The 21371-nt window shown below is 63.1% G+C and carries 17 protein-coding genes; 15 read left to right on the plus strand and 2 right to left on the minus strand.

What is annotated here, in order from left to right:
• The first annotated feature begins 55 nt into the window (after positions 1-55).
• The 6 genes from PCLY_RS09115 (at position 56) to PCLY_RS09140 (ending at position 6845) form a co-directional block, all read left to right on the plus strand.
• Positions 56-3553 (plus strand): response regulator, encoded by a 3498-nt coding sequence (locus PCLY_RS09115; RefSeq protein WP_061238971.1) that lies wholly within the window; start codon positions 56-58, stop codon positions 3551-3553.
• Positions 3553-4362, plus strand: a complete 810-nt coding sequence (locus PCLY_RS09120; protein ID WP_061238972.1) for a CheR family methyltransferase — start codon at positions 3553-3555, stop codon at positions 4360-4362. The genes PCLY_RS09115 and PCLY_RS09120 overlap by 1 nt, the downstream gene beginning before the upstream one ends.
• Positions 4359-4970: a chemotaxis protein CheB gene (locus PCLY_RS09125; protein WP_061238973.1), complete on the plus strand. Its 612-nt coding sequence runs from the start codon at positions 4359-4361 to the stop codon at positions 4968-4970. Before PCLY_RS09120 ends, PCLY_RS09125 begins: the two co-directional genes overlap by 4 nt.
• Complete coding sequence (locus PCLY_RS09130) at positions 4964-6151, plus strand: hybrid sensor histidine kinase/response regulator (protein WP_061238974.1); 1188 nt, start codon at positions 4964-4966, stop codon at positions 6149-6151. Before PCLY_RS09125 ends, PCLY_RS09130 begins: the two co-directional genes overlap by 7 nt.
• Positions 6152-6326: 175 nt before the next feature.
• Positions 6327-6641 carry a hypothetical protein gene (locus PCLY_RS09135; RefSeq protein ID WP_061238975.1) on the plus strand — a complete coding sequence of 105 codons (315 nt, stop codon included), beginning with the start codon at positions 6327-6329 and terminating at the stop codon, positions 6639-6641.
• Between the two features lie 18 nt (positions 6642-6659).
• Positions 6660-6845 (plus strand): PA3371 family protein, encoded by a 186-nt coding sequence (locus tag PCLY_RS09140; protein ID WP_061238976.1) that lies wholly within the window; start codon positions 6660-6662, stop codon positions 6843-6845.
• Positions 6846-6940: 95 nt separating this feature from the next.
• Here the strand turns inward: PCLY_RS09140 and PCLY_RS09145 are convergent, their stop codons facing one another.
• Together PCLY_RS09145 and algB are read right to left on the minus strand one after the other, a co-directional pair.
• Positions 6941-8737 carry an ATP-binding protein gene (locus PCLY_RS09145; RefSeq protein ID WP_061238977.1) on the minus strand — a complete coding sequence of 599 codons (1797 nt, stop codon included), beginning with the start codon at positions 8735-8737 and terminating at the stop codon, positions 6941-6943.
• A 13-nt stretch (positions 8738-8750) separates the two neighbouring features.
• A complete protein-coding gene (algB, locus tag PCLY_RS09150) occupies positions 8751-10103 on the minus strand; it encodes a sigma-54-dependent response regulator transcription factor AlgB (protein WP_061238978.1) in 1353 nt (450 codons plus the stop codon).
• Between the two features lie 212 nt (positions 10104-10315).
• On the opposite strand from algB, the gene PCLY_RS09155 reads away from it, so the two are divergent.
• The 9 genes from PCLY_RS09155 (at position 10316) to PCLY_RS09195 (ending at position 20866) form a co-directional block, all read left to right on the plus strand.
• Positions 10316-11146: a BON domain-containing protein gene (locus PCLY_RS09155; protein WP_061238979.1), complete on the plus strand. Its 831-nt coding sequence runs from the start codon at positions 10316-10318 to the stop codon at positions 11144-11146.
• Positions 11147-11210: 64 nt separating this feature from the next.
• Positions 11211-11645: a PA2169 family four-helix-bundle protein gene (locus PCLY_RS09160; protein ID WP_061238980.1), complete on the plus strand. Its 435-nt coding sequence runs from the start codon at positions 11211-11213 to the stop codon at positions 11643-11645.
• 197 nt (positions 11646-11842) lie between these two features.
• Positions 11843-12811 (plus strand): PstS family phosphate ABC transporter substrate-binding protein, encoded by a 969-nt coding sequence (locus PCLY_RS09165; protein WP_061238981.1) that lies wholly within the window; start codon positions 11843-11845, stop codon positions 12809-12811.
• Between the two features lie 185 nt (positions 12812-12996).
• On the plus strand, positions 12997-15282 hold the full coding sequence (locus PCLY_RS09170; RefSeq protein ID WP_061238982.1) for an ABC transporter permease subunit: 2286 nt from the start codon (positions 12997-12999) through the stop codon (positions 15280-15282).
• 21 nt (positions 15283-15303) lie between these two features.
• Entirely contained in the window at positions 15304-16974 is a 1671-nt protein-coding gene (pstA, locus tag PCLY_RS09175; protein WP_061239001.1) for a phosphate ABC transporter permease PstA, read from the plus strand.
• Between the two features lie 66 nt (positions 16975-17040).
• Entirely contained in the window at positions 17041-17874 is an 834-nt protein-coding gene (gene pstB / locus PCLY_RS09180; protein ID WP_061238983.1) for a phosphate ABC transporter ATP-binding protein PstB, read from the plus strand.
• A gap of 173 nt (positions 17875-18047) precedes the next feature.
• Positions 18048-18776, plus strand: a complete 729-nt coding sequence (phoU, locus tag PCLY_RS09185) for a phosphate signaling complex protein PhoU (protein WP_061238984.1) — start codon at positions 18048-18050, stop codon at positions 18774-18776.
• Positions 18777-18911: 135 nt separating this feature from the next.
• Positions 18912-19808, plus strand: coding sequence for a response regulator (locus PCLY_RS09190; protein ID WP_061238985.1), 897 nt, complete (start codon positions 18912-18914; stop codon positions 19806-19808).
• Positions 19809-19969: 161 nt separating this feature from the next.
• Positions 19970-20866 carry a peptidoglycan DD-metalloendopeptidase family protein gene (locus tag PCLY_RS09195; protein WP_061238986.1) on the plus strand — a complete coding sequence of 299 codons (897 nt, stop codon included), beginning with the start codon at positions 19970-19972 and terminating at the stop codon, positions 20864-20866.
• Positions 20867-21371: the final 505 nt, after the last annotated feature.

Raw genomic sequence — 21371 nt, forward strand, 5'->3', positions numbered from 1 at the left:
ACGCCTTCCCCGGATAGACAAGAAGAAGCGAGACAATCATCGAATGGACGTCCCAATGTCGAATGAGTCCGCAATGGACGAGATGGGTTTTCGCCGAATTCTCAATCGCAACGTAGGCCTGCCGCTTGGCCTTGGCCTGGTTGGCGCGTTGTTCTTCGCGGTGCTGATCGGCTACCTGCTCACGGCGATCCGCTGGGTCGAACACTCCGACCAGGTGCTCAATCGGGCCAGCGAGATTTACAAGCTGACGCTGGATATGGAGACCGGCATGCGTGGTTTCCTGCTCAGCGGTGAAGAGGCGTACCTCGCACCCTATGAGCAGGCGCGGGGGAAGTTCCGACCGCAGACCGAGCAACTCGTCGACTTGGTGTCTGACAACCCTCCGCAGGTGCAGCGTCTCGAGCGCTTGCTGGCCATGCAGGAGCAGTGGGATCTGTACGCTCAGGAAGTCATTGGCAGCCGCCGCGAGGGCGGCAACTTCATGGCGGATGTAGGGCGTGGCCGTGGCAAGAATCTCACCGATGGCATGCGCCGGGAACTCGATACCTTCATCAACAGCGAGCGTGAATTGCGCCAGCAGCGTAATGCTGAAGTAAGCAGCACCACGCTCTGGGGGGCTGGCATCTATCTGGTGGTCAGCATCCTGTTCAGTGCGTTGCTGGCGCTGTTCGGACGCCGTGAGCTGCTGAACCTTTCGCAGACCTATTCGCGGGCAATGGCCAGGCAGACCGAGTATGCCGATGAGCAGCAGCGCCGCGCCTGGCTCGGTGGTGGCCAGACGCTGTTGGCGGAGCGCCTGCTGGGCCAGCCGCAGGTACAGGAGCTGGCCGACCGCACGCTGGAGTTCTTTGCCGAGTACCTCGATTGCATGGTCGCGGCCCTGTATCTGCGCGATGCCAGCACCGGCGACTTGAAGCGCGTTGCCGGCTACGGCTTCAGCGAGGACGCCAGCCTCAAGGAGCACTTCTATCGCGGTGAGGGCCTGATCGGACAAGCCGCCCGTAGTCGTCGTCTGGTCTGTTTGGACAACTTGCCTGCGGATTACATCAAGGTCGCCTCGAGCCTGGGTGAAGGCCAGCCCGTCAGCGTCGCGCTGGCGCCGCTGCAGTTCGAAAATAGCGTCAACGGCGTGGTCGAGCTGGCGTTCATGCGTGCACTGGAGCCGCGCGAGCGCGAGTTTCTCGAAGCCATCACCAGCAGTGTCGGCACGGCCCTGGAGGCTGCGCGTTATCGCCAGCGCCTGCAGGAGGTGCTGGATGAAACCCAGCAGCTCAACGAGGAATTGCAGACCCAGCAGGAGGAACTGCGCGCCGCCAACGAGGAACTGGAGCAGCAGGCCCGCGTGCTCAAGGAGTCCCAGGCTCACCTGGAGACCCAGCAGGCCGAGCTGGAGCAGACCAACGAGAAGCTCTCCGAGCAGGCCCAGGTCCTCGCCGACCAGCGCGACGAGCTGGATCAGCGCAATACCACCCTCGGTCGCATCCAGGCGCAGCTGGAGGAGCGTGCCGAGGAGTTGCAGCGCGCCAGTCGCTACAAGTCCGAGTTCCTCGCCAACATGAGCCATGAGCTGCGCACGCCGCTCAACAGTTCGCTGATCCTGGCCAAGCTGCTGGCGGAAAACGCCAATGGCAACCTCAACGACGAACAGGTGAAGTTCGCCGAGTCGATCTACTCGGCCGGCAACGACCTGCTCAACCTGATCAACGATATTCTCGACATCGCCAAGGTCGAGGCCGGCAAGCTCGAAGTGCGGCCCGAGCGCACGCCGCTGGGCAACATGCTCGAAGGCCTGCGCGATGTGTTCATGCCGCTGGCTGGCGAGCGCAGCCTGAGTTTCGAGATCGAGCAGCAAGACCAGCTGCCGCAGGTGTTGTTCACCGACCGTCAGCGCGCCGAGCAGGTTCTGCGCAACCTGCTGTCCAACGCCTTCAAGTTCACCGATCGTGGCGGCGTGACCCTCAGCGTGTCGCGCCATGACGATCATTATCTGGCATTCGCCGTGCGTGACACCGGTATCGGTATCGCTGCAGATCAGCAGCAGGCGATCTTCGATGCCTTCCGCCAGGCTGATGGCACCACCAATCGCCGCTATGGCGGCACGGGCCTTGGTCTGTCCATCTCGCGAGACCTGGCCGGGCTGCTCGGCGGCTCCATCACCGTCAGCAGCGTGCCGGGCGAGGGCAGTACCTTCACCTTGCTGCTGCCGGAACGCATGCCTGAGATCGGCGTGAGTAGGCCGGCGGCTGCCCCTGTCGCAGCCATGCAGGCGACGCTACCCGCTGCGCCTGCAGCCGCCGTTGTGCCGCCGCCGATGCCAAGGCAGCGGGCATCATTCGCCGATGATCGCGAGCACCTGAGTGAGCGCGGTGGGCGCCGCGTGCTGGTGGTGGAGGACGAAGTGCGCTTCGCCCGCATTCTCTTCGACCTAGCGCACGAACTGGGTTACGCCTGCCTGGTCGGCACGTGCGCCGACGAGGGCCTGGAGCTGGCGCGGCAGTACCGCCCGGACGCCATCCTGCTCGACATGCGCCTGCCCGATGGCTCCGGCCTCGGTGTGCTGCAACGTCTGAAAGACGATGCGCAGACTCGCCACATCCCGGTTCATGTGGTCTCGGTCGAGGACCAGAGCGAGGCCGCGTTGCACCTGGGGGCGGTCGGTTACGCGCTCAAGCCCACCAGCCGTGATCAGCTCAAGGAGGTCTTCGGCAAGCTCGAGGCCAAGCTCAACCAGCAGGTCAAACGCGTGCTGCTGGTCGAGGACGATCCGCTGCAGCGTGACAGCGTTGCCCGCCTGATCGGCGACGAAGACATCGAGATCACCGCTGTTGCGCTGGCCGGCGAAGCACTGGAGAAACTGCGCGACACCGTGTTCGACTGCATGATCATCGACCTCAAGCTGCCCGACATGCAGGGCAACGAACTGCTGCGGCGCATGGCCGAGGAGGACATCTGCTCCTTCCCGCCGGTGATCGTCTACACCGGGCGCAACCTGACCCGTGACGAAGAGGCCGAGCTGCTCAAGTACTCGCGCTCGATCATCATCAAGGGCGCGCGCTCGCCGGAGCGCCTGCTGGATGAGGTGACCCTGTTCCTGCACAAGGTCGAGGCCGAGCTGTCCAGCGAGCACCAGAAAATGCTCAAGACCGCGCGCAGCCGCGACAAACTGTTCGAAGGTCGCCGCCTGCTGTTGGTGGACGATGACGTGCGCAACATCTTCGCCCTGGCCAGCGCGCTGGAGCAGAAGGGCGCCACGGTCGAAGTCGCCCGCAACGGCCACGAAGCTCTGGCCAAACTCAAGGAGTGCGAAGACATCGACCTGGTGCTGATGGACGTGATGATGCCGGAGATGGACGGCTACGAAGCCACTCGGCTGATTCGTCTGGAGCCGCGCTGGAAGAACCTGCCGATCATTGCGGTGACGGCCAAGGCGATGAAAGATGACCAGGAGCGTTGCCGTGAAGTCGGCGCCAACGACTACCTGGCCAAACCCATCGATCTGGATCGTCTGTTCTCTCTGATTCGTGTGTGGATGCCCAAGCTGGAGCGTCTCTGATGCCTGACGAAATCGAGCTGCGCCTGCTGATCGAGGCGATTTACCTGCGTTACAGCTACGACTTTCGCGATTACTCGAAAGCCTCGCTCAAGCGCCGCGTGAGCCAGGCGCAGGCTCAGCTCGATTGCGCGACCATCTCGGCATTGCAGGAGCGCATCCTGCACGAGCCGCAGGCGTTCATGCAGCTCTTGCAGTACCTCACCATTCCGGTCAGCGAGATGTTTCGCGACCCCGAATACTTCCTGGCCCTGCGCGAGCAGGTGGTGCCGCTGCTGCACACCTACCCGTCGCTGAAGGTCTGGGTGGCTGGCTGCAGCACCGGCGAAGAGGTGTATTCCCTGGCCATCCTGCTGCACGAGGAAGGCTTGCTCGAACGCACCATGATCTATGCCACCGACATCAATCCGCATTCGCTGGAGAAGGCCGAACAGGGCATCTTCGCGCTCGACCAACTGCGTACCTACACCCAGAACTACCAGCTCTCCGGTGGCAAGCGAGCGTTCTCCGACTACTATTCGGCGGCCTACGACCGGGTGCTGTTCGACAAGTCGCTGCGGGCCAATGTGACCTTCGCCGATCACAGCCTGGCCACTGACAGCGTGTTCGCCGAAACCCACCTGGTGTCGTGCCGCAACGTGCTGATCTACTTCAATCGCGATCTGCAGGATCGTGCGCTGGGCCTGTTTCACGATTCCCTGTGCCATCGCGGCTTCCTCGGCCTGGGCAGCAAGGAAAGCCTGGATTTTTCCGCCTATGCCCGGCAGTTCGAAGCGGTATCGCGCCCCGAACGGATTTTCCGCAAACGATGAGCCGCCAATCGATCAACCTGCGCGGTCAGGTTCGGGCTCCCCTGCAGGCGTTGCTGATCGGTGCGTCGGCCGGTGGCGTCGAGGCGCTGCTGACCCTGCTCGAGGACCTGCCGCTGGACTACCGGCTACCGGTGGTCTGCCTGCTGCATCAACCGGATCGCAATGACAGCCTGCTCGCCGATCTGCTCGAACGGCGCCTGACCTTGCCCGCCAAGGAGGCCGAGGACAAGGAATACCTGCGTCCAGGTTGGGTTTACGTGGCGCCGGCCGGCTACCACCTGTCCATCGAGACCGATCGCAGCTTCTCCCTCAGCCGCGAGGAGCCACGGCATTTCTCGCGGCCATCCATCGACATTCTTTTCGAGTCCGCTGCCGATGCCTATGGCGCGCAGCTGGCCGCGGCCTTGCTCACCGGTGCCAACGAGGATGGCGCGGCCGGTCTGCTGGCGATCAAACAGGCCGGTGGCCTGACCCTGGTGCAGGACCCAGCCGACGCGCAGGTGCCCACCATGCCCAATGCAGCCCTGGCGCTGCTGAAACCGGATTTTCTCCTGCCTATCAATGCCATGCGCCTGCTACTGGCCGAACTGGATGCCCTGCCATGCTGAGGAAGATTGATGCCAAGGTGCTGATCGTCGACGATCTGCCGGAAAACCTGCTGGCCCTGAGCTCGCTGATCCAGACCGAGGATCGCATCATCTTCCAGGCCAGCAGCGCCGACGAAGCGCTGTCGCTGTTGCTCGAACACGAGTTCGCCCTGGCCATTCTCGACGTGAAGATGCCGGGCATGAACGGCTTCGAACTGGCCGAGCTGATGCGCGGCACGGAGAAGACCAAACACATTCCGATCATCTTCGTCAGCGCCGTGGGCCGCGACATGGACTACGCCTTCCGTGGCTACGAAAGCGGCGCGGTGGATTTCCTGCACAAGCCGCTGTCGCCCTTCGAGGTGCGCAGCAAGGTGGCGATGTTCGTCGAGCTGTACCGCCATCGCAAGGCGCTGAGCCTGCAGCTGGAGGTGGTCGAGGCGGCGCGTCGTGAGCAGGAGGCGTTGCTCGTCGAGTTGCGCGAGACGCAGGGCGAACTGCAAAAGGCAGTGCAGATGCGCGACGTGTTCATGTCCATCGCCTCGCATGAGCTGCGCACGCCACTCAACGGTCTGATCCTCGACGTGCAGCTGCGCAGGCTGCGCCTGGAACAGGGCCGCATGGAGGCCTTCACCCCGGACAAGCTGCTGGACATGGTGGCCCGTGACGAGCGGCAGATTCGTAGCCTGAGCCGTCTGATCGACGACATGCTGGATGTCTCGCGCATTCGTACCGGCAAGCTCTCCGTGCGCCCTGAGCCGGGTGATCTTGGTGTACTGGCCGGCAATGTGGTGGAGAGTCTGATGTCGCAGTTCGCGCATAACGGCAGCCGTATCGAACTGCAGGTCGACGGTCCGGCGCCGGTGATGATGGACGAATTCCGTATCGAGCAGGTGTTGGCCAACCTGCTGACCAACGCCCTGCGCTACGGCGGCGGTAAGCCGGTGTCGGTGCGCGTGTGGGTGGACGGCGACACAGCACGTGCCGAGGTCCGCGATCAGGGCCTGGGCATTTCCGAAGCTGATCAGCAGCGGGTGTTCGAGCAGTTCGAGCGCGTTTCCGGCAACAGCGTCGCTCAGGGCCTGGGCCTCGGCCTGTTCATCAGCGAGCAGATTGTCCAGGCACATGAGGGCCGTATCGAGCTGAGCAGTCGCCTCGGCGAGGGTTCCTGTTTCTGCGTCGTGCTGCCGCTGCACGGTTGATCGTGCAAATTGCACGCACCTGAATTCATGCATCTTGCAAAGTGCATGGGGAAGGCGATTTGACATTGGTTTAAGTGTTTGATTTATAAGGATTTTATCCGAATAAGGATGTTGGCATGAGCGCTGCAGTATCAGTCATGTAAGTCCCCGACTGACCTGCTGATGGAGAAGCGTCATGAACAACGTCGTCCGACTGAGCCTGTTTTGCGTCGCTGCATTGCTGGTCAACGGGGCTTACGCCAAGGATTTCACGGGTTCGGCTGGCGCCAGCGCCAAGACCGCTGAGTTCACCATTTCCAACTCGCCGGTGTGGGAGTCGCGTGTCGCAGTGCGCCAGCAAGGCGACATGGCGCAGCGCTCCCAGCCGACCCGGGCGGTCGGTGCCATCGGTGACGACGCTCAGTGGCTGCGTATTTCCGATGATGGCGGCGCTGTGCCCGCCAGCCGTGAGCCGCGCCCTGCCAACAACACCCCGCGCTGGGTGTTCTGACCGACAAGGAGTCTCGCCATGTCCAGAAGTGCCATCCTGTTGTTGATCATGACCTCGTCGAGCCTCGCCGTGCTGTGGTTGAGCCCGGGTCTGGAAGAGGGGGTCGCCATGTTGCTCAAGGGCGCTAGCGTTATTTTCGGCCTGGGTTTTCTGGGTGCACTGATGGCCGGTCGGCGCATCAAGTTCGACCCGGTATTGCGCTGAGCCTGCGCCACAGGGCTGCCCCCGAAGATAAGAACGCCGCGAAGATCGCGGCGTTTTTTATTGTCCGGGTTTCGTTGGCTCGCGCGGTGTGACCTTCACACCGGCAGACTGAAGTAGAAGGTGGCGCCTTCACCTGGACGTGAATGCACGCTGAGCTTACCGCCATGCAGTTGCGCGATCTCCCGCGCCAGGGCCAGGCCCAGGCCGACACCACCCTTGCGCCGGCCGACCTGAACGAAGGGCTCGAAGATCCGCGCCTGCTGCTCGAACGGGATGCCTTCGCCCTGATCCTGCACGCTGACGATCACCTGCTCGTCATGGCGGCGTACCTGCAGGCGAACCGTGTCACCCGGATTGCTGTAGCGCAGCGCATTGTCGGTCAGGTTGGTCAGCAGCCGTTCCAGCTGTGCGCTGTCGAGGCTGAGGTGCGGCAGCGGTTGCTGGATGTCGCAGAGCAGTGTCACGTCCCGTTCTGCGGCTTTTTCGGCAAAGCGCAGAGGCATCTGTTGAAGCAGCTCGCCGAGGTCGCAGGGGCGGCGCTGCAAGGTCTGTACGCCGTTCTGGTAGCGCGAGAAGTTGAGCAGGTCGTCGATCATTCGCACCAGGCGATGCATCTCCTCGTCGACCGTGCGCATCAGCTCCTGCTCGCGCCCGCCCGATGGCAGGGTGATGCGCTCGCGCAGCAGGCTGAAGGCCATGTGCATGCCGGTGATGGGTGTGCGCAGCTCATGGGAGGCACGCAGGATGAATTCGCTGCGCACGCGCTCGAAGGCGCGCTGCTTGGTCACGTCTCGCAGCACCATGACGGCGCCCAGGCTGCCACCCTCGCGCACCTGCACCGGTGTCAGGGCCCAGGCCAGCACTCGGGTTTCACCGTCACGTTCGATCTGCAGGTCGGCCGGTGGCTCCTGCAGCAGTTCGCCTGCCAGCACCTGATGCAGTGCCTTGTCCACTGAGTGCTCAGGTAGCAGCTGGCCAATCGGCTGGCCCTGGATATCGGAGTCTTGAGACAGCTGGCGCAACGCCACCGGGTTGGCGTGTTCGATGTGGCCTGCAGCATCGAGGATGATCAGGCCATCGTCGATGCTGTCGAGCACCGCCTTCAGGCGGCCCTCGCTGCTGAGCAACTGGTTGAGGTTGCTCGAATGGTATTTGCGCAGGGCTTCGGTCATCAGACCGAAGCGGCGGCTCAGCACGGCCAGTTCGAGCACTGGCGAGACCGGTAGCACTACGTCGTATCGGCCTTGGCCGATCTGGTCGGCGGCACGCGCCAGCATGTCGATCGGTGTGCCGAAGCGGCGCGCGATGCCATGGGCGGTGAGCACACCGATCGCCAGCACTGCCAGGCCGGTCAGCACCAGCAGCCCGACGATCAGCTGGGAGCGTTCGCCAGCCTTGCTCTCGGCGGCGATGACCCACGCCACGACCTGATCCTGCTGCCCCAGCAGGTGGTCGCGCAGGCGCTGGAAGGCTTCGGTAAAGGGTTTGTAGGTACCCAGGCCGTAGGGCGTCTCGCCAGGTGGGGAGCCGTTGCTGGCCGCCTCTTCCATCTCGTCGTAAAGCGTCGCGGCGCGTTCCAGGCCTTGAGCGTAGTCGGGGCCGAGGTCGGAGTCGATTGCTGCCTCGAGCGTGGCGCGGAACGACTGGCGGGCAGTCTCGAGGCGCTGTGGATCAGGCTGCTTGTCGAGCAGCACGATCAGTTCGTCGCCGAGGTGCTGGCGCAGCCGCTGGCCGATCTGTACGGCATCGAAGCCGCGCTGGATCAGTTCACTCTGGCTGCGCGCCATCTGCGTCACGCTGAACAGGCCGAGTAGCAGGCCCAGCAGCGCCACGGTGATCAGCGCGGAGATGCTAAGGAACAGTCGCGTGCGAAGCTTCATCGACAGCTTCATGGAGATCCCGTGGTCAGAGGTTGTACTGCTTGCGTTTGCGGTACAGGGTCGAGGTATCGATACCCAGCGTCTTGGCCGCCATGTCGAGGGTGCTGCTGCTGGCCAGCACGGCGGCGATATGTGCCTTCTCCAGCTCTTCGAGGCTCATCGCTGCGCCGACCCGCACGGCGCTGTTGGGCGCCTCGCTGCTGCCGCCAAGGCCGAGGTGGCTGACCTCCACGGTCTCGCTCTGGCAGATGATGCTGGCGCGTTCGATGACGTTACGCAGTTCGCGGATGTTGCCTGGCCAGTGATAGGCCTGCAGGGCGGCACAGGCCTCGGCGCTGAAACCGCAGGCAGGGCGGCCGTAGTCACGGACGAAGCGGACGAGGAAGCGCTCGGCCAGGGACATCACGTCCTCGTGACGCTCGCGTAGCGGCGGCAGCTTGAGAGTGATGACATTGAGGCGGTACAGCAGGTCTTCGCGGAAGCGCCCCTCACGCACCATCTCGTCGAGGTCCAGGTTGGTAGCGGCGACGATGCGTACGTCGGCGCGGCGGGTCACCGGGTCGCCAACGCGCTCGTATTCCTTGTCCTGAATGAAGCGCAGCAGCTTGGGTTGCAGGGCCAGCGGGAAGTCACCGATCTCGTCGAGGAACAGGGTGCCGCCATCGGCCTGGCTGACGCGGCCCTGGGTGCTCTCGCTGGCGCCGGTGAAGGAGCCGCGGGCATGGCCGAACAGCTCGCTTTCCATCAGCTCGGCCGTCAGCGACGGGCAGTTGATGGTCACGCAGGTGCGTTTGGCACGGCGGCTCCAGCCGTGGATGGCGCGGGACAGCTCACCCTTGCCGGTACCGGATTCGCCGAGGATGAGGATATTGGCGTCGGTGGCGGCGACCTGACGCGCGGTTTCCAGAATCGCCATCATCGCCGGGCTGTTCGAGTCGAGCCCGTCCTTGACCTTGCGTACCTCGCCTTCCAGGGCTTCCAGGCGTGCGGCCAGGGTGCGTACTTCGAGCTGCTTGGCCGCAGCCAGGCGCAGTTGATCCGGGGTGCAGGGTTTGACCAGGTAATCGGCGGCGCCGGCTTGAATCGCGTCGACCGCGGTATCCACCGCCGAGTGCGCGGTGACGATGACCACGCGCATCCATGGCGCCTGAATACGCATCTGCGCCAGCAGGTCCAGGCCGTTGTCCTCACCCAGGCGCAGGTCAAGGAAGCACAGGTCGAACACCTGACGATGCAGCAGCGCTTCGGCCTGCGCCGCACTGCTGGCGCCGGCAACGTCATAGCCTTCGTCTTCCAGGCAGTAGCGGAAGGTCCGCAGGATTGCCGCTTCGTCGTCCACCAGCAGAATTCGTCCGCTGGTCTGCTCTGAAACTGCCATGTATGTGCTCCGTCTGACTGGTCAATGCAGCTTAGTCAGGTAAAAACCATGCAAGTTGCACGGCCTGACTGCGTCAATACTGCACCCTGCATGCAGGCAGGATGCCTTTAATTTTTTTAAGTGTTTGTTTTTAATGGATTTTATTTGTGTCTATCGGCTGGCACGGGGCTTGCGATATTCCTTCACATCGTCTCACGAACAGGAGTGACGCAATGCCCCCGTTCAAACCCTTGTTACTGGCCGCCGGTACCGCGCTGATGCTCGGGCTGACACCGCTGGCCAGCCACGCTGCCGAAGGCCAGCTGTCATCGCAGCTCGAGGCTGCACGCCAGGAAGGCTCTATCTGGACCGCCTTCGCCCTCAACCGTCACCTCAACCCGTTCAAGCTCGACATCGCTGTGGAGGATGGCGAGGCCACCCTCAGCGGCAAGGTCGAAAGCGAAGTCCAGAAGGACCTGGCCGAACAGGTGGCGCTGAGCATAGAGGGCATCGACGCGGTGGACAATCGCATCGAGGTTGTCGGTGAATCAGCCGAAGGCAATCCCCCGGGTCTGGTCCAGCGTCTGGAAGACGCCAGCCTGGCGGCCACGGTGAAGTCCAAGCTGCTGTGGAACAGCAATACCCGCGGCCTGGATATTCAGGTCAAGAGCGAGACCGGCAACATCACCCTCAGTGGCCATGCCCAAACCCCGGCGGCCAAGGAGCTGGCAGGCCAGCTGGCGGCCAATACCGATGGTGTGCGCGAGGTGTTCAACCACCTCAGCATCAGCACCGCTGACAGCACCAGCAGCGAAGTGCAGACCTCCCTCGACGAGGCGCGCGAGAACATCAGCGACGGCTGGATCACCAGCAAGGTCAAGGCCAGCTTCCTCTATAGCCGCAACCTGGATGCGCTGAACATCTCGGTGAACACCGACGACGGCCTGGTCAGCCTGCGCGGCAGCGTGCTGAGCAGTGCCGAGAAGCGTCTGGCGGTCGAGATCGCCCGCAACATTCGCGGTGTACGGGGAGTCGATGCCGACGCCCTGCGCATCAGCAGCTGAATTCAATCATCGTGGCCGCTTAGGCGGCCGCAATCCGCAAGTCCCATCGCCAAGGAGTCATTCCATGAGCAGCAAGACCGCACAACTCAATGAACTGATCGAAATCACCCGTGACGGCAAGCGTTTCTACGAGCACGCTCACGAAGAGGTCAAGGACATCCGCCTGCAGGCGCTGTTCCGTGACATGGTGCGAGCCAAGACCGAAGTGATCGACGCCCTCAGCGTCAAGGTCGCGGCCAACCAGAGCGAGCCGGCGTCCGGTGGCACCATGCTGGGCAAGATGCGCCAGATGTATGCCGATACCCGCGCCACGCTGGCCAAGGATGAAGATGCCACCTACGTCGCCCAGCTGGAGGAAGCCGAGGACCGCATCCTGCACGCCTTCGAGGATGCCCTGGAGGATTCGGACAGTGATGTCCGTGCGCTGCTGGCAGTGGAGATGCCCAAGGTGCGTGCCTGCCATGACCGCATGCGCGCGCTGAAGCAGAACATGCAGTAATAGCTGCTGCGCTGTTCCGAGCCCCTGCACGCGATGCGTGCGGGGGCTTTTTATTGGGTATCCAAAGCGTATTTTCGCTGCCGCAACCGAAAGTCGCCCACGTTCATTTAACTGTCACATTCGTTTCATAGAGTGTTCACGTGGCCTGCAGATACTTGGGCCCGTTCCATCCAACACTATCCTGCTAGGAGCAAGGCATGAAACTGAAGCGTTTGATGGCGGCCCTGACTTTCGCCGCCGCTGGCGTAAGCGCCGTATCTGCTGTAGCCGCCGTCGACCCGGCTCTGCCAGCCTATGAAAAGACTTCCGGCGTATCGGGCAACCTGTCCAGCGTTGGTTCCGACTCGCTGGCCAACCTGATGACCCTGTGGGCAGAAGAGTTCAAGAAGAACTACCCCAACGTCAACATCCAGATCCAGGCCGCCGGTTCTTCCACCGCGCCACCCGCGCTGACCGAAGGCACCGCCAACATGGGCCCGATGAGCCGTCCGATGAAGGACAGCGAAATCCAGGCTTTCGAAGAGAAGTACGGCTACAAGCCGACCGCCGTTCCGGTAGCCATCGATGCCCTGGCGGTATTCGTGCACAAGGACAACCCGGTCAAGTCGCTGACCATGCATCAGGTCGATGCGATCTTCTCCAGCACTCGTCTGTGCGGTGAAGACAAGGACCTGAAAACCTGGGGTGACGTTGGTCTGACCGGCGAGTGGGCGAGCAAGCCGATCCAGCTGTTCGGCCGTAACTCGGTATCCGGTACCTACGGTTACTTCAAGGAAGAAGCGCTGTGCAAAGGCGACTTCCGCTCCAACGTCAACGAGCAGCCGGGTTCGGCTTCCGTGGTGCAGTCGATCTCCAGCACCCTGAACGCCATCGGTTACTCGGGTATCGGCTACAAGACCTCCAGCGTTCGCGCCGTGCCGCTGGTCGACAAGAACGGTCAGGTCGAAGAAGCCAACGAAACCAACGCGCTGTCCGGCAAGTACCCGCTGGCTCGCTTCTTCTACGTTTACCTGAACAAGGCGCCGAACCAGCCGCTGAGCCCGCTGGACGCCGAGTTCGTCAAGCTGGTGCTGTCCAAGCAGGGTCAGGAAGTGGTGGTCAAGGATGGTTACATCCCGCTGCCGTCCAAAGTGGTCGAGAAGACCATGAAGGAGCTGGGCCTGTAATTTCAGAGCCTGACGATGTCGGCCAACTGATTTTCATCTGACGGTCGGCACTGCCCGCCACTCCTTGTGAGTGGTGGGCTTCGTCATGTCAGGCGACTGTAACCTTTCTGTCATACAAGCTCGCTAGATTGACAAGCCTGGACAGCCCTATGCGCTGCACTTGAGCCCGCGCAGAGACTTCTCGCATGAATGACTTGGCAAACGAATCCGTGAATCGCTCACAGAACCCGCTGGGGATCGATTTCAACACCCCCGCCCTGCAACGCAAGCGTCGCCTGCGTGCCCTCAAGGACCGCATGGCGCGCTGGTACGTCTCGGTCGGCGGCCTGGCCGTGCTCGGTGCGATCACCCTGATCTTCTTCTACCTGGCGCATGTGGTGCTGCCCATGTTCCAGGGCGCCGAACTCGATGCCCGCAAGGCGCAGCAGCCGGCCTGGCTGGCGGATGCTCCGGCGCCGCTGATGCTGGCTATCGAGGAGCAGAACCAGGTGGCCATGCGCCTGGACGCCAGCGGTGCGGCGCAGTTCTTCGATCTTAAGAGTGGCGAAGCGCTGCAGCGCGTACAGCTGCCGTTGCCGGCAGGCGTCAGCGTCGCCTCTGTGGCGCAGGACCAGCCGGGCAGTCGCCGCGTCGCATTGGGCCTGAGCAATGGCCAGGCGCTGGTCATCCAGCACAACTACAAGATCACCTACCCGGACAACGTGCGCACCATCGCACCGAGGATCGACTATCCCTACGGTGAGACGCCGATCGAGGTCGATCCGCAGGGCCGCCCGCTCGAGCATGTGGCACTGAACCTCAATAGCGGCACGCTGATGCTGGCCGGTTCCACCGGAACCGAATTGCACCTGATCAGCCTCGGTCGCGAGGAAAACCTGTTCACCGGTGAAGTGAGCGTCAGCGAGGAACGCATCGACCTGCCGCAGATCGGTGCGCCGATCAATCAGTTGATCCTCGACCCGCGCCAGCTGTGGCTGTACGTCCTCAACGGCGACTCCAACGCCGATGTCTTCGACCTGCGCAAGCGCAGTCTGAACGGCCACTACGAGCTGCTCAACGACTCGTCCAATCGGGTCACCACCGCCACCAGCCTGCTGGGCGGTATCTCGATCATGATCGGCGATGCCAAGGGCGGCATTCAGCAGTGGTTCATGGTGCGTGACAAGGACGGCAAATCCACCTTCCAGTCGATCCGCAGCTTCCAGCTGGGCAGCAGCGCGGTCACCCAGATTCTTCCCGAAGAGCGCCGCAAGGGCTTCATGGCGCTCGACGAAAGCGGCCTGCTTGGCATCTTCCACAGCACCGCGCACCGTACCCTGCTCAAAGAGCAGGTTGCCGAGGGCAAGGCCATTGCCGCCCTGTCGCCGCGTGCCACCCGTGTGTTGGTGGAGTCCGATGGCAAGCTGCAGCGCTTCGTGGTCGACAACCCGCACCCGGAGATTTCCTGGAGCTCGCTGTGGGGCAAGGTCTGGTACGAGAGCTATCCGGAGCCTGACTACGTCTGGCAGTCGACGTCCGCCAACACTGACTTTGAAGCCAAGCTGAGCCTCTCGCCGCTGGCCTTCGGTACCCTCAAGGCGGCCTTCTACGCCATGCTGCTGGCTGCGCCGCTGGCCGTGGCAGCGGCGATCTACACCGCTTACTTCATGGCGCCGCGCATGCGCACCAAGGTCAAGCCGGTGATCGAGCTGATGGAGGCGCTGCCGACGGTGATTCTCGGTTTCTTCGCCGGTCTGTTCCTCGCGCCGTTCCTGGAGAACCACTTACCCGGAATCTTCAGCCTGTTGTTGCTGACGCCTGTAGGCATCCTGGCGTTCGGCTTCCTGTGGACCAAGCTGCCCGAGTCGGTGCGCCACCGCGTGCCCGAAGGCTGGGAAGCTGCGCTGCTGATTCCGGTGGTGATCGCCGTGGGCTGGTTCTCCATCGCCATCAGCGGTCATCTGGAAAACTGGCTGTTCGGCGGCAACATGCGCCTGTGGCTGTCCAACGACCTGGGCATTCCCTTCGACCAGCGTAACGCCCTGGTAGTTGGCCTGGCGATGGGCTTCGCGGTGATCCCGAACATCTACTCGATCGCCGAAGACGCCGTGTTCAGCGTACCCAAGAGCCTGACCTTCGGCTCGCTGGCGCTCGGCGCGACGCCCTGGCAGACCCTGACCCGCGTGGTGATCCTCACCGCCAGCCCCGGCATCTTCTCGGCGCTGATGATCGGTATGGGTCGTGCCGTCGGCGAGACCATGATCGTGCTGATGGCCACCGGCAACACGCCGATCATGGACGTCAACATCTTCGAAGGCATGCGCACCCTGGCGGCCAACGTCGCCGTGGAAATGCCCGAGTCGGAAGTCGGCGGCACCCACTACCGCGTGCTGTTCCTGGCGGCGCTGGTGTTGCTGCTGTTCACCTTCGTGATGAACACCCTGGCCGAGCTGATCCGTCAGCGCCTGCGCACCAAGTATTCGTCGCTCTAAGGTTTTGGAAGGTATATGTCCGTGAAACAGAACAACCTGAAATCCTGGTACAAGAGCGGCGCTCCGGGCGTTTGGATGAGCGGCGGGGCTGTAGCCATCGCCATCATCATGACCCTCGGCCTGCTGGCGGTGATCGCCACGCGCGGTCTGGGGCACTTCTGGCCGGCGGATATCATCGAGGCCGACTATCAGGTGCCGGGGCAGGAAGCCCGTGTGATCCTGGGTGAGGTGGTCCAGGCCGAGGAAGTGCCGCGCGCTCGTCTGGCCGCGGCCGGCTTGCCGGTCGCCGAGGCAGGCGGGGAGTTCATGACCCGTGAGCTGCTCAAAGTGGGTAACCGCGAGCTGTTCGGAGCCGACTTCACCTGGGTGGTGGGCGAGTGGCTGAGCAACACGCGCACGCCGGCCAACGTCACCGTGCTGGAGCGCCGCGAATGGGGCAACTTCTACGGCAACCTGGTCAACGTCAAGGAAAGTGGCCAGGTCGTGGCCGAGGGCGACGCCGCCTGGCCGGCGTTGCAGGAGCGCCTGGACCGCGTCGACGGCCTGCATGCGCAACTGGTACGTCTGGAGAAGCGTGACATCGGCCGCATCAACCACGGCCTCGAGCGTATTCGTCTCGAGGGTCGCAAGCTGCAGCTGCAGGGCAAGCTGGACGCTGTCGCGCAGGCCAGCATGGATGCCCGCCGCGATGCGTTGAACGAAGAGTACAAGGTGCTCGAAGAACGCATGGTGGCGCTGACCCAGCAGATCAATCGTGACAGCGTGACCCTGACGGCCAGCGACGGTCGCCAGACCGAGATCGCCCTGGGCAAGATCGTTCGCGCCTACCGCCCGAACGCCATGAGCATCGTCGACAAGCTCGGCTTCTACGGCATGAAACTGTGGGAGTTCGTCAGCGACGAGCCGCGTGAAGCCAACACTGAAGGCGGGATCTTCCCGGCGATCTTCGGCACCGTGCTGATGGTCATGCTGATGGCGGTGATCGTTACCCCATTCGGCGTGATCGCTGCGGTATACCTGCGTGAATATGCGCACCAGGGTGCACTGACCCGGGTCATTCGCATCGCGGTGAACAATCTGGCCGGCGTGCCGTCGATCGTCTACGGCGTATTTGGCCTGGGCTTCTTCGTCTACGTGCTGGGCGGCTCGATCGACCGCCTGTTCTTCCCCGAGTCAGCACCTGCGCCGACCTTCGGTACGCCGGGCCTGATGTGGGCCTCGCTGACCCTGGCGATCCTCACCCTGCCGGTGGTCATCGTCGCCACCGAGGAAGGCCTGGCGCGTATCCCGCGTGCCGTGCGCGAAGGTTCGCTGGCGCTTGGTGCGACCAAGGCCGAGACGCTGTGGAAGGTGGTGATTCCGATGGCCAGCCCGGCGATGATGACCGGTCTGATTCTCGCCGTGGCACGTGCCGCTGGCGAGGTGGCACCGCTGATGCTGGTGGGTGTGGTGAAACTGGCACCGACCCTGCCGCTCAACGGCAACTACCCTTACCTGCACCTGGATCAGAAGATCATGCACCTGGGCTTCCACATCTACGACGTCGGCTTCCAGAGCCCCAACGTCGAGGCCGCACGCCCGCTGGTCTATGCCACTGCGCTGCTGCTGGTGATCGTCATCGCCCTGCTCAACCTGACCGCGGTCTATATCCGTAACCACCTGCGCGAGAAGTACAAGGCGCTGGATCACTAACGCAGCTACGAGTCGCGCACCGCCGGTGCGCAGCTTGCAGCTTGTAGCTACGAACGGAGTGAGTTTATGCAACACGAAGCCCATACCCACGGTATCGATCTGGCCGCCCTCGGCCGCGACAAGCAGAGCCTGAGCCTGGCCAACGAGACCACAGCCATCGAAGTGCCGGGTCTGAACCTGTACTACGGCCAGAAACAGGCGCTGTTCGACGTCAAGATGGAGATTCCCAAGCAGCGCGTGACCGCCTTCATCGGCCCGTCCGGCTGCGGCAAGTCGACCCTGCTGCGTACCTTCAACCGCATGAACGACCTGGTCGACGGTTGCCGCGTGGAAGGCGAGATCAACATCGATGGCCGCGACATCTACCGCAAGGGCGAGGATGTGGCCGAGCTGCGTCGCCGCGTCGGCATGGTGTTCCAGAAGCCCAACCCCTTCCCCAAGAGCATCTACGAGAACGTGGTGTATGGCCTGCGCATCCAGGGCATCAACAGCAAGCGCGTGCTCGACGAGGCGGTGGAATGGGCGCTCAAGAGCGCGGCGCTGTGGGACGAGGTCAAGGACCGTCTGCACGATTCGGCGCTGGGCCTGTCCGGTGGTCAGCAGCAACGTCTGGTGATCGCCCGTACCGTGGCGGTGCAGCCGGAAGTGCTGCTGCTCGACGAACCCTGCTCGGCACTCGACCCGATCTCCACGCTGAAGGTCGAAGAGCTGATCTACGAGCTCAAGAGCAAGTACACCATCGTCATCGTCACCCACAACATGCAACAGGCGGCGCGCGTTTCCGACTACACCGCGTTCATGTACATGGGCAAGCTGATCGAGTTCGGTGACACCGACACCCTGTTCACCAACCCGGCCAAGAAGCAGACTGAAGACTACATCACCGGTCGTTACGGCTGATGGCCATGTCAGAGGGCGCTGGACTGCGTCGGCGGAACTTGCCGTACTACCTGTACTGTCTGCGTTCCGCCTCCTTGCCCAGCACCCTCTGCCAAAGCCCATCCCTTAACAACCAGTAGGGTGCGCGGCGCGCACCATGGTCACCCAAGCTGGCAGCTTTCGCGGAGCGAAACATGATCAACAAAGACAACCTTACTCAGCACATCTCCCAGCAGTTCAACGCCGAACTGGAAGAAGTGCGCAGCCATCTGCTGGCCATGGGCGGCCTGGTGGAAAAGCAGGTCAACGACGCCGTCACCGCGCTGATCGAGGCCGACTCCGGCCTGGCCCAGCAGGTGCGCGAGATCGATGACCAGATCAACCAGATGGAGCGCAACATCGACGAGGAATGCGTGCGCATCCTCGCCCGTCGCCAGCCGGCGGCCTCCGACCTGCGCCTGATCATCAGCATCTCCAAGTCGGTAATCGACCTCGAGCGCATCGGCGACGAGTCGACCAAGATCGCCAAGCGCGCCATCCTCCTCAGCGAGGAAGGCGAGGCGCCGAAGGGCTACGTGGAAATCCGCCACATCGGTGACCAGGTGCGCAAGATGGTGCAGGACGCCCTCGACGCCTTTGCCCGGTTCGATGCCGACCTGGCCCTGGCGGTCGCCCAGCATGATAAGACCGTCGACCGTGAATACAAGACCGCGCTGCGCGAACTGGTCACCTACATGATGGAAGATCCGCGTTCGATCTCCCGCGTACTCAACGTGATCTGGGCGCTGCGCTCGCTGGAGCGCATCGGCGATCACGCACGCAACATCGCCGAACTGGTGATCTACTTGGTGCGTGGCACCGACGTTCGCCACATCGGCCTGACCCGCATGCGTGAAGAGGTCGAAGGCAAGTCCAGGGACTGACGCCTGCTGTATGCCAACGGCCCGGGCTTTCCCGGGCCGTTTCGTTTGCGCGATTTGTTGTACGTCCGACGTTTTCCGTTGGCCTTAGGCCAGTGGCCGTGACTATGCTTAGTGCCATTCGTACAGGAGTGGCCGATGAGCAAAGTTAGTGTGCTGGTGGTGGATGACGCGACCTTTATCCGTGATCTGGTCAAGAAAGGGCTGCGTGATCACTTCCCCGGCGTACAGATCGAGGAAGCGATCAATGGCCGCAAGGCCCAGCAGATGTTGAGCCGTCAGGTGGTCGATCTGATTCTCTGCGACTGGGAAATGCCAGAGATGTCCGGCCTCGAACTGCTGACCTGGTGCCGCGAGCAGGACAGCCTGAAAACCACGCCCTTCATCATGGTCACCAGTCGTGGTGACAAGGAAAACGTGGTGCAGGCGATCCAGGCCGGCGTCTCCGACTACATCGGCAAGCCCTTCTCCAACGAGCAGTTGGTGACCAAGGTGAAGAAGGCCCTGAGCCGTGCCGGCAAGCTGCAGGCGCTGGTCGCCAGCGCCCCCCCGAAGATGCTCAGCTCCGGCGGTTTCGCCAACGATTCGCTGGCCGCGCTCACCGGCGGCAAGGCCGAGGTGGTCAAACCCAGTGCTCCGACGCCTGCGCCTGCCGCCAGCGCCGCACCGGCGCCGGCTGCTGCAAGCAAGGCGCCGGCCGGTCGTGGTCAGGGCCAGTTGCGTCTACCGAGTGGCAGCACCGCCTGCGTGATCAAGGCGCTGAGCCTCAAGGAGGCGCTGCTGGTGGTCAGGCGCGGTGAACCGCTACCGCAAGTGCTGGAAAGCGCGGTGCTCGATCTGGAGCAGGGCGAAGCGGCGGAAACCGCGCGATTAAACGGCTATCTGCACGCGGTGGCGGCCTTCGAGCCCAAACCCGATAGCGAATGGCTGCAGCTGACCTTCCGCTTCGTCGACCGCGACCCGCAGAAGCTCGACTACCTGTCACGCCTGATCGCCCGCGGCACCGCGCAAAAGCATTTCAGCCCCGGCGCCTGATGGCGGCGCCTTGCGCTCTACCAGCGTTCAGGAAACCTGGCGTGGACCGACCGGTGACGGTGAGCCGGTTCACAGCCTGACGGCCGGTACCTCGCATGTGCCGTGCTGCGCTGCTAGTCTTCCTAACCCGGATATCAAAAAGCCATAAGATCCGAGTCGTTATGCTAGGGCGTTTCATCATTCTCTGCAGTCTGCTGGCCGTTTGCGGCCAGGCCGCTGCGTTGACCATCTACAAGTACGTCGACAAGAACGGCGTGGTGACCTATAGCGACCAGGCCGCACCTGGTGCGCAGGTGTTCGTCTTCAACGACCGCATGGTCGAGCGCCTGGACAATCAGGTGAAGCTGGAAACCAAGAAGCACGAAGCCGGCGAAACCCTGCTGGTGCGTAACGACCTCTATGCCCCGGTGGAAATCGAGCTGAAGCTCGAACAGGTACAGAACGCCATCGGCGCGCCGGAAAAACCGATTCGCTGGGTGTTGCCGCCGCGCAGCAATATCCGCCTGGCGACCCTCACCGCGCAGGACTCCTCCAAGCCACTGCGCTACAAGCCCAGGTTGCGTTACGCCCTCGGCGACCCACGCCTGCAACCGAGCATCCATCGTTATCCGCTGCCCTGGCGCGGCGGCCCCTTCCGCCAGACCCAGGGCGCCAACGGCACCTACAGTCACTTCACCGCCAAGGGCCGCTACGCGGTGGATATCGCCATGCCCGAAGGCACCCCGATCGTCGCTGCGCGCGCCGGCGTGGTGGTGAAAACCGAGAACCAGCAAAGCGGACGCGGCAACAACCCGGCCGGCAACTTCGTTCGCATCCTGCATGACGACGGCACCATGGGCGTCTACCTGCACCTGATGAAGGGCTCGGTCAGCGTCCGCGAAGGCCAGCGCGTGGAGACTGGCAGCCTGCTGGCTCGCTCCGGCAACACCGGCAACAGTACCGGCCCGCACCTGCATTTCGTGGTGCAGCGCAACGTCGGCCTTGCGGTCGAATCCATTCCCTTCAGCTTCCGTCAGCCGGTCAACAGCCTGCCTAACTTCGCCGTCGGCGGCGAATAAGCGGCAGGTGTTGGAAGGCTTCAGTTGCGCTTGCTCAAGTCGCGGCGAAAGCTCCTCCCACGATTCGGCGCAGTCTTCCTTCCCGCCTCAGGCCCGCGTTTGTAGGAGCGGATTTATCCGCGATCAGGGTGTGCAGCGTTGTCCGCCGTATCGCGGCTGAAGCCACTCCTACAGGGATGGGATGTTCGTTGCGCTTGCAGGCAGCGCGTTTGCTCAGGTCGCGGCTAAAGCCTCTCCCACGATTCGGTGCGGTCTTCTTTCCCACCTCAGGCCCGCGTTTGTAGGAGCGGATTTATCCGCGATCAGGTTTTGCAGCGTTGTTCGCCGTATCGCGGCTGAAGCCGCTCCTACAGGGATGAGGTGTTCGTTGCGCTTGCCAGCGCGCTTGGCCTGGTCGCGGCTAAAGCCCCTCCCACGATGCGGCGCAATCTTCTTTCCCGCCTCAGGCCCGCGTTTGTAGGAGCGGATTTATCCGCGATCAGGGGTCGCAGCGTTGTCCGCCGTA

This window comes from Ectopseudomonas composti (genome assembly GCF_001567565.1).
GTDB classification, from domain to species: Bacteria; Pseudomonadota; Gammaproteobacteria; order Pseudomonadales; family Pseudomonadaceae; genus Aquipseudomonas; species Aquipseudomonas composti_A.

Coding starts and splice junctions, on each gene's coding strand:
- pstB (WP_061238983.1), top strand. CDS start 17,041: ATGCAACACGAAGCCCATACCCACGGTATCGATCTGGCCGCCCTCGGC.
- PCLY_RS09115 (WP_061238971.1), top strand. CDS start 56: ATGTCGAATGAGTCCGCAATGGACGAGATGGGTTTTCGCCGAATTCTC.
- PCLY_RS09195 (WP_061238986.1), top strand. CDS start 19,970: ATGCTAGGGCGTTTCATCATTCTCTGCAGTCTGCTGGCCGTTTGCGGC.
- PCLY_RS09120 (WP_061238972.1), top strand. CDS start 3,553: ATGCCTGACGAAATCGAGCTGCGCCTGCTGATCGAGGCGATTTACCTG.
- PCLY_RS09170 (WP_061238982.1), top strand. CDS start 12,997: ATGAATGACTTGGCAAACGAATCCGTGAATCGCTCACAGAACCCGCTG.
- PCLY_RS09160 (WP_061238980.1), top strand. CDS start 11,211: ATGAGCAGCAAGACCGCACAACTCAATGAACTGATCGAAATCACCCGT.
- PCLY_RS09125 (WP_061238973.1), top strand. CDS start 4,359: ATGAGCCGCCAATCGATCAACCTGCGCGGTCAGGTTCGGGCTCCCCTG.
- PCLY_RS09145 (WP_061238977.1), bottom strand. CDS start 8,737: ATGAAGCTGTCGATGAAGCTTCGCACGCGACTGTTCCTTAGCATCTCC.
- PCLY_RS09155 (WP_061238979.1), top strand. CDS start 10,316: ATGCCCCCGTTCAAACCCTTGTTACTGGCCGCCGGTACCGCGCTGATG.
- phoU (WP_061238984.1), top strand. CDS start 18,048: ATGATCAACAAAGACAACCTTACTCAGCACATCTCCCAGCAGTTCAAC.
- PCLY_RS09135 (WP_061238975.1), top strand. CDS start 6,327: ATGAACAACGTCGTCCGACTGAGCCTGTTTTGCGTCGCTGCATTGCTG.
- PCLY_RS09140 (WP_061238976.1), top strand. CDS start 6,660: ATGTCCAGAAGTGCCATCCTGTTGTTGATCATGACCTCGTCGAGCCTC.
- PCLY_RS09130 (WP_061238974.1), top strand. CDS start 4,964: ATGCTGAGGAAGATTGATGCCAAGGTGCTGATCGTCGACGATCTGCCG.
- PCLY_RS09165 (WP_061238981.1), top strand. CDS start 11,843: ATGAAACTGAAGCGTTTGATGGCGGCCCTGACTTTCGCCGCCGCTGGC.
- algB (WP_061238978.1), bottom strand. CDS start 10,103: ATGGCAGTTTCAGAGCAGACCAGCGGACGAATTCTGCTGGTGGACGAC.
- PCLY_RS09190 (WP_061238985.1), top strand. CDS start 18,912: ATGAGCAAAGTTAGTGTGCTGGTGGTGGATGACGCGACCTTTATCCGT.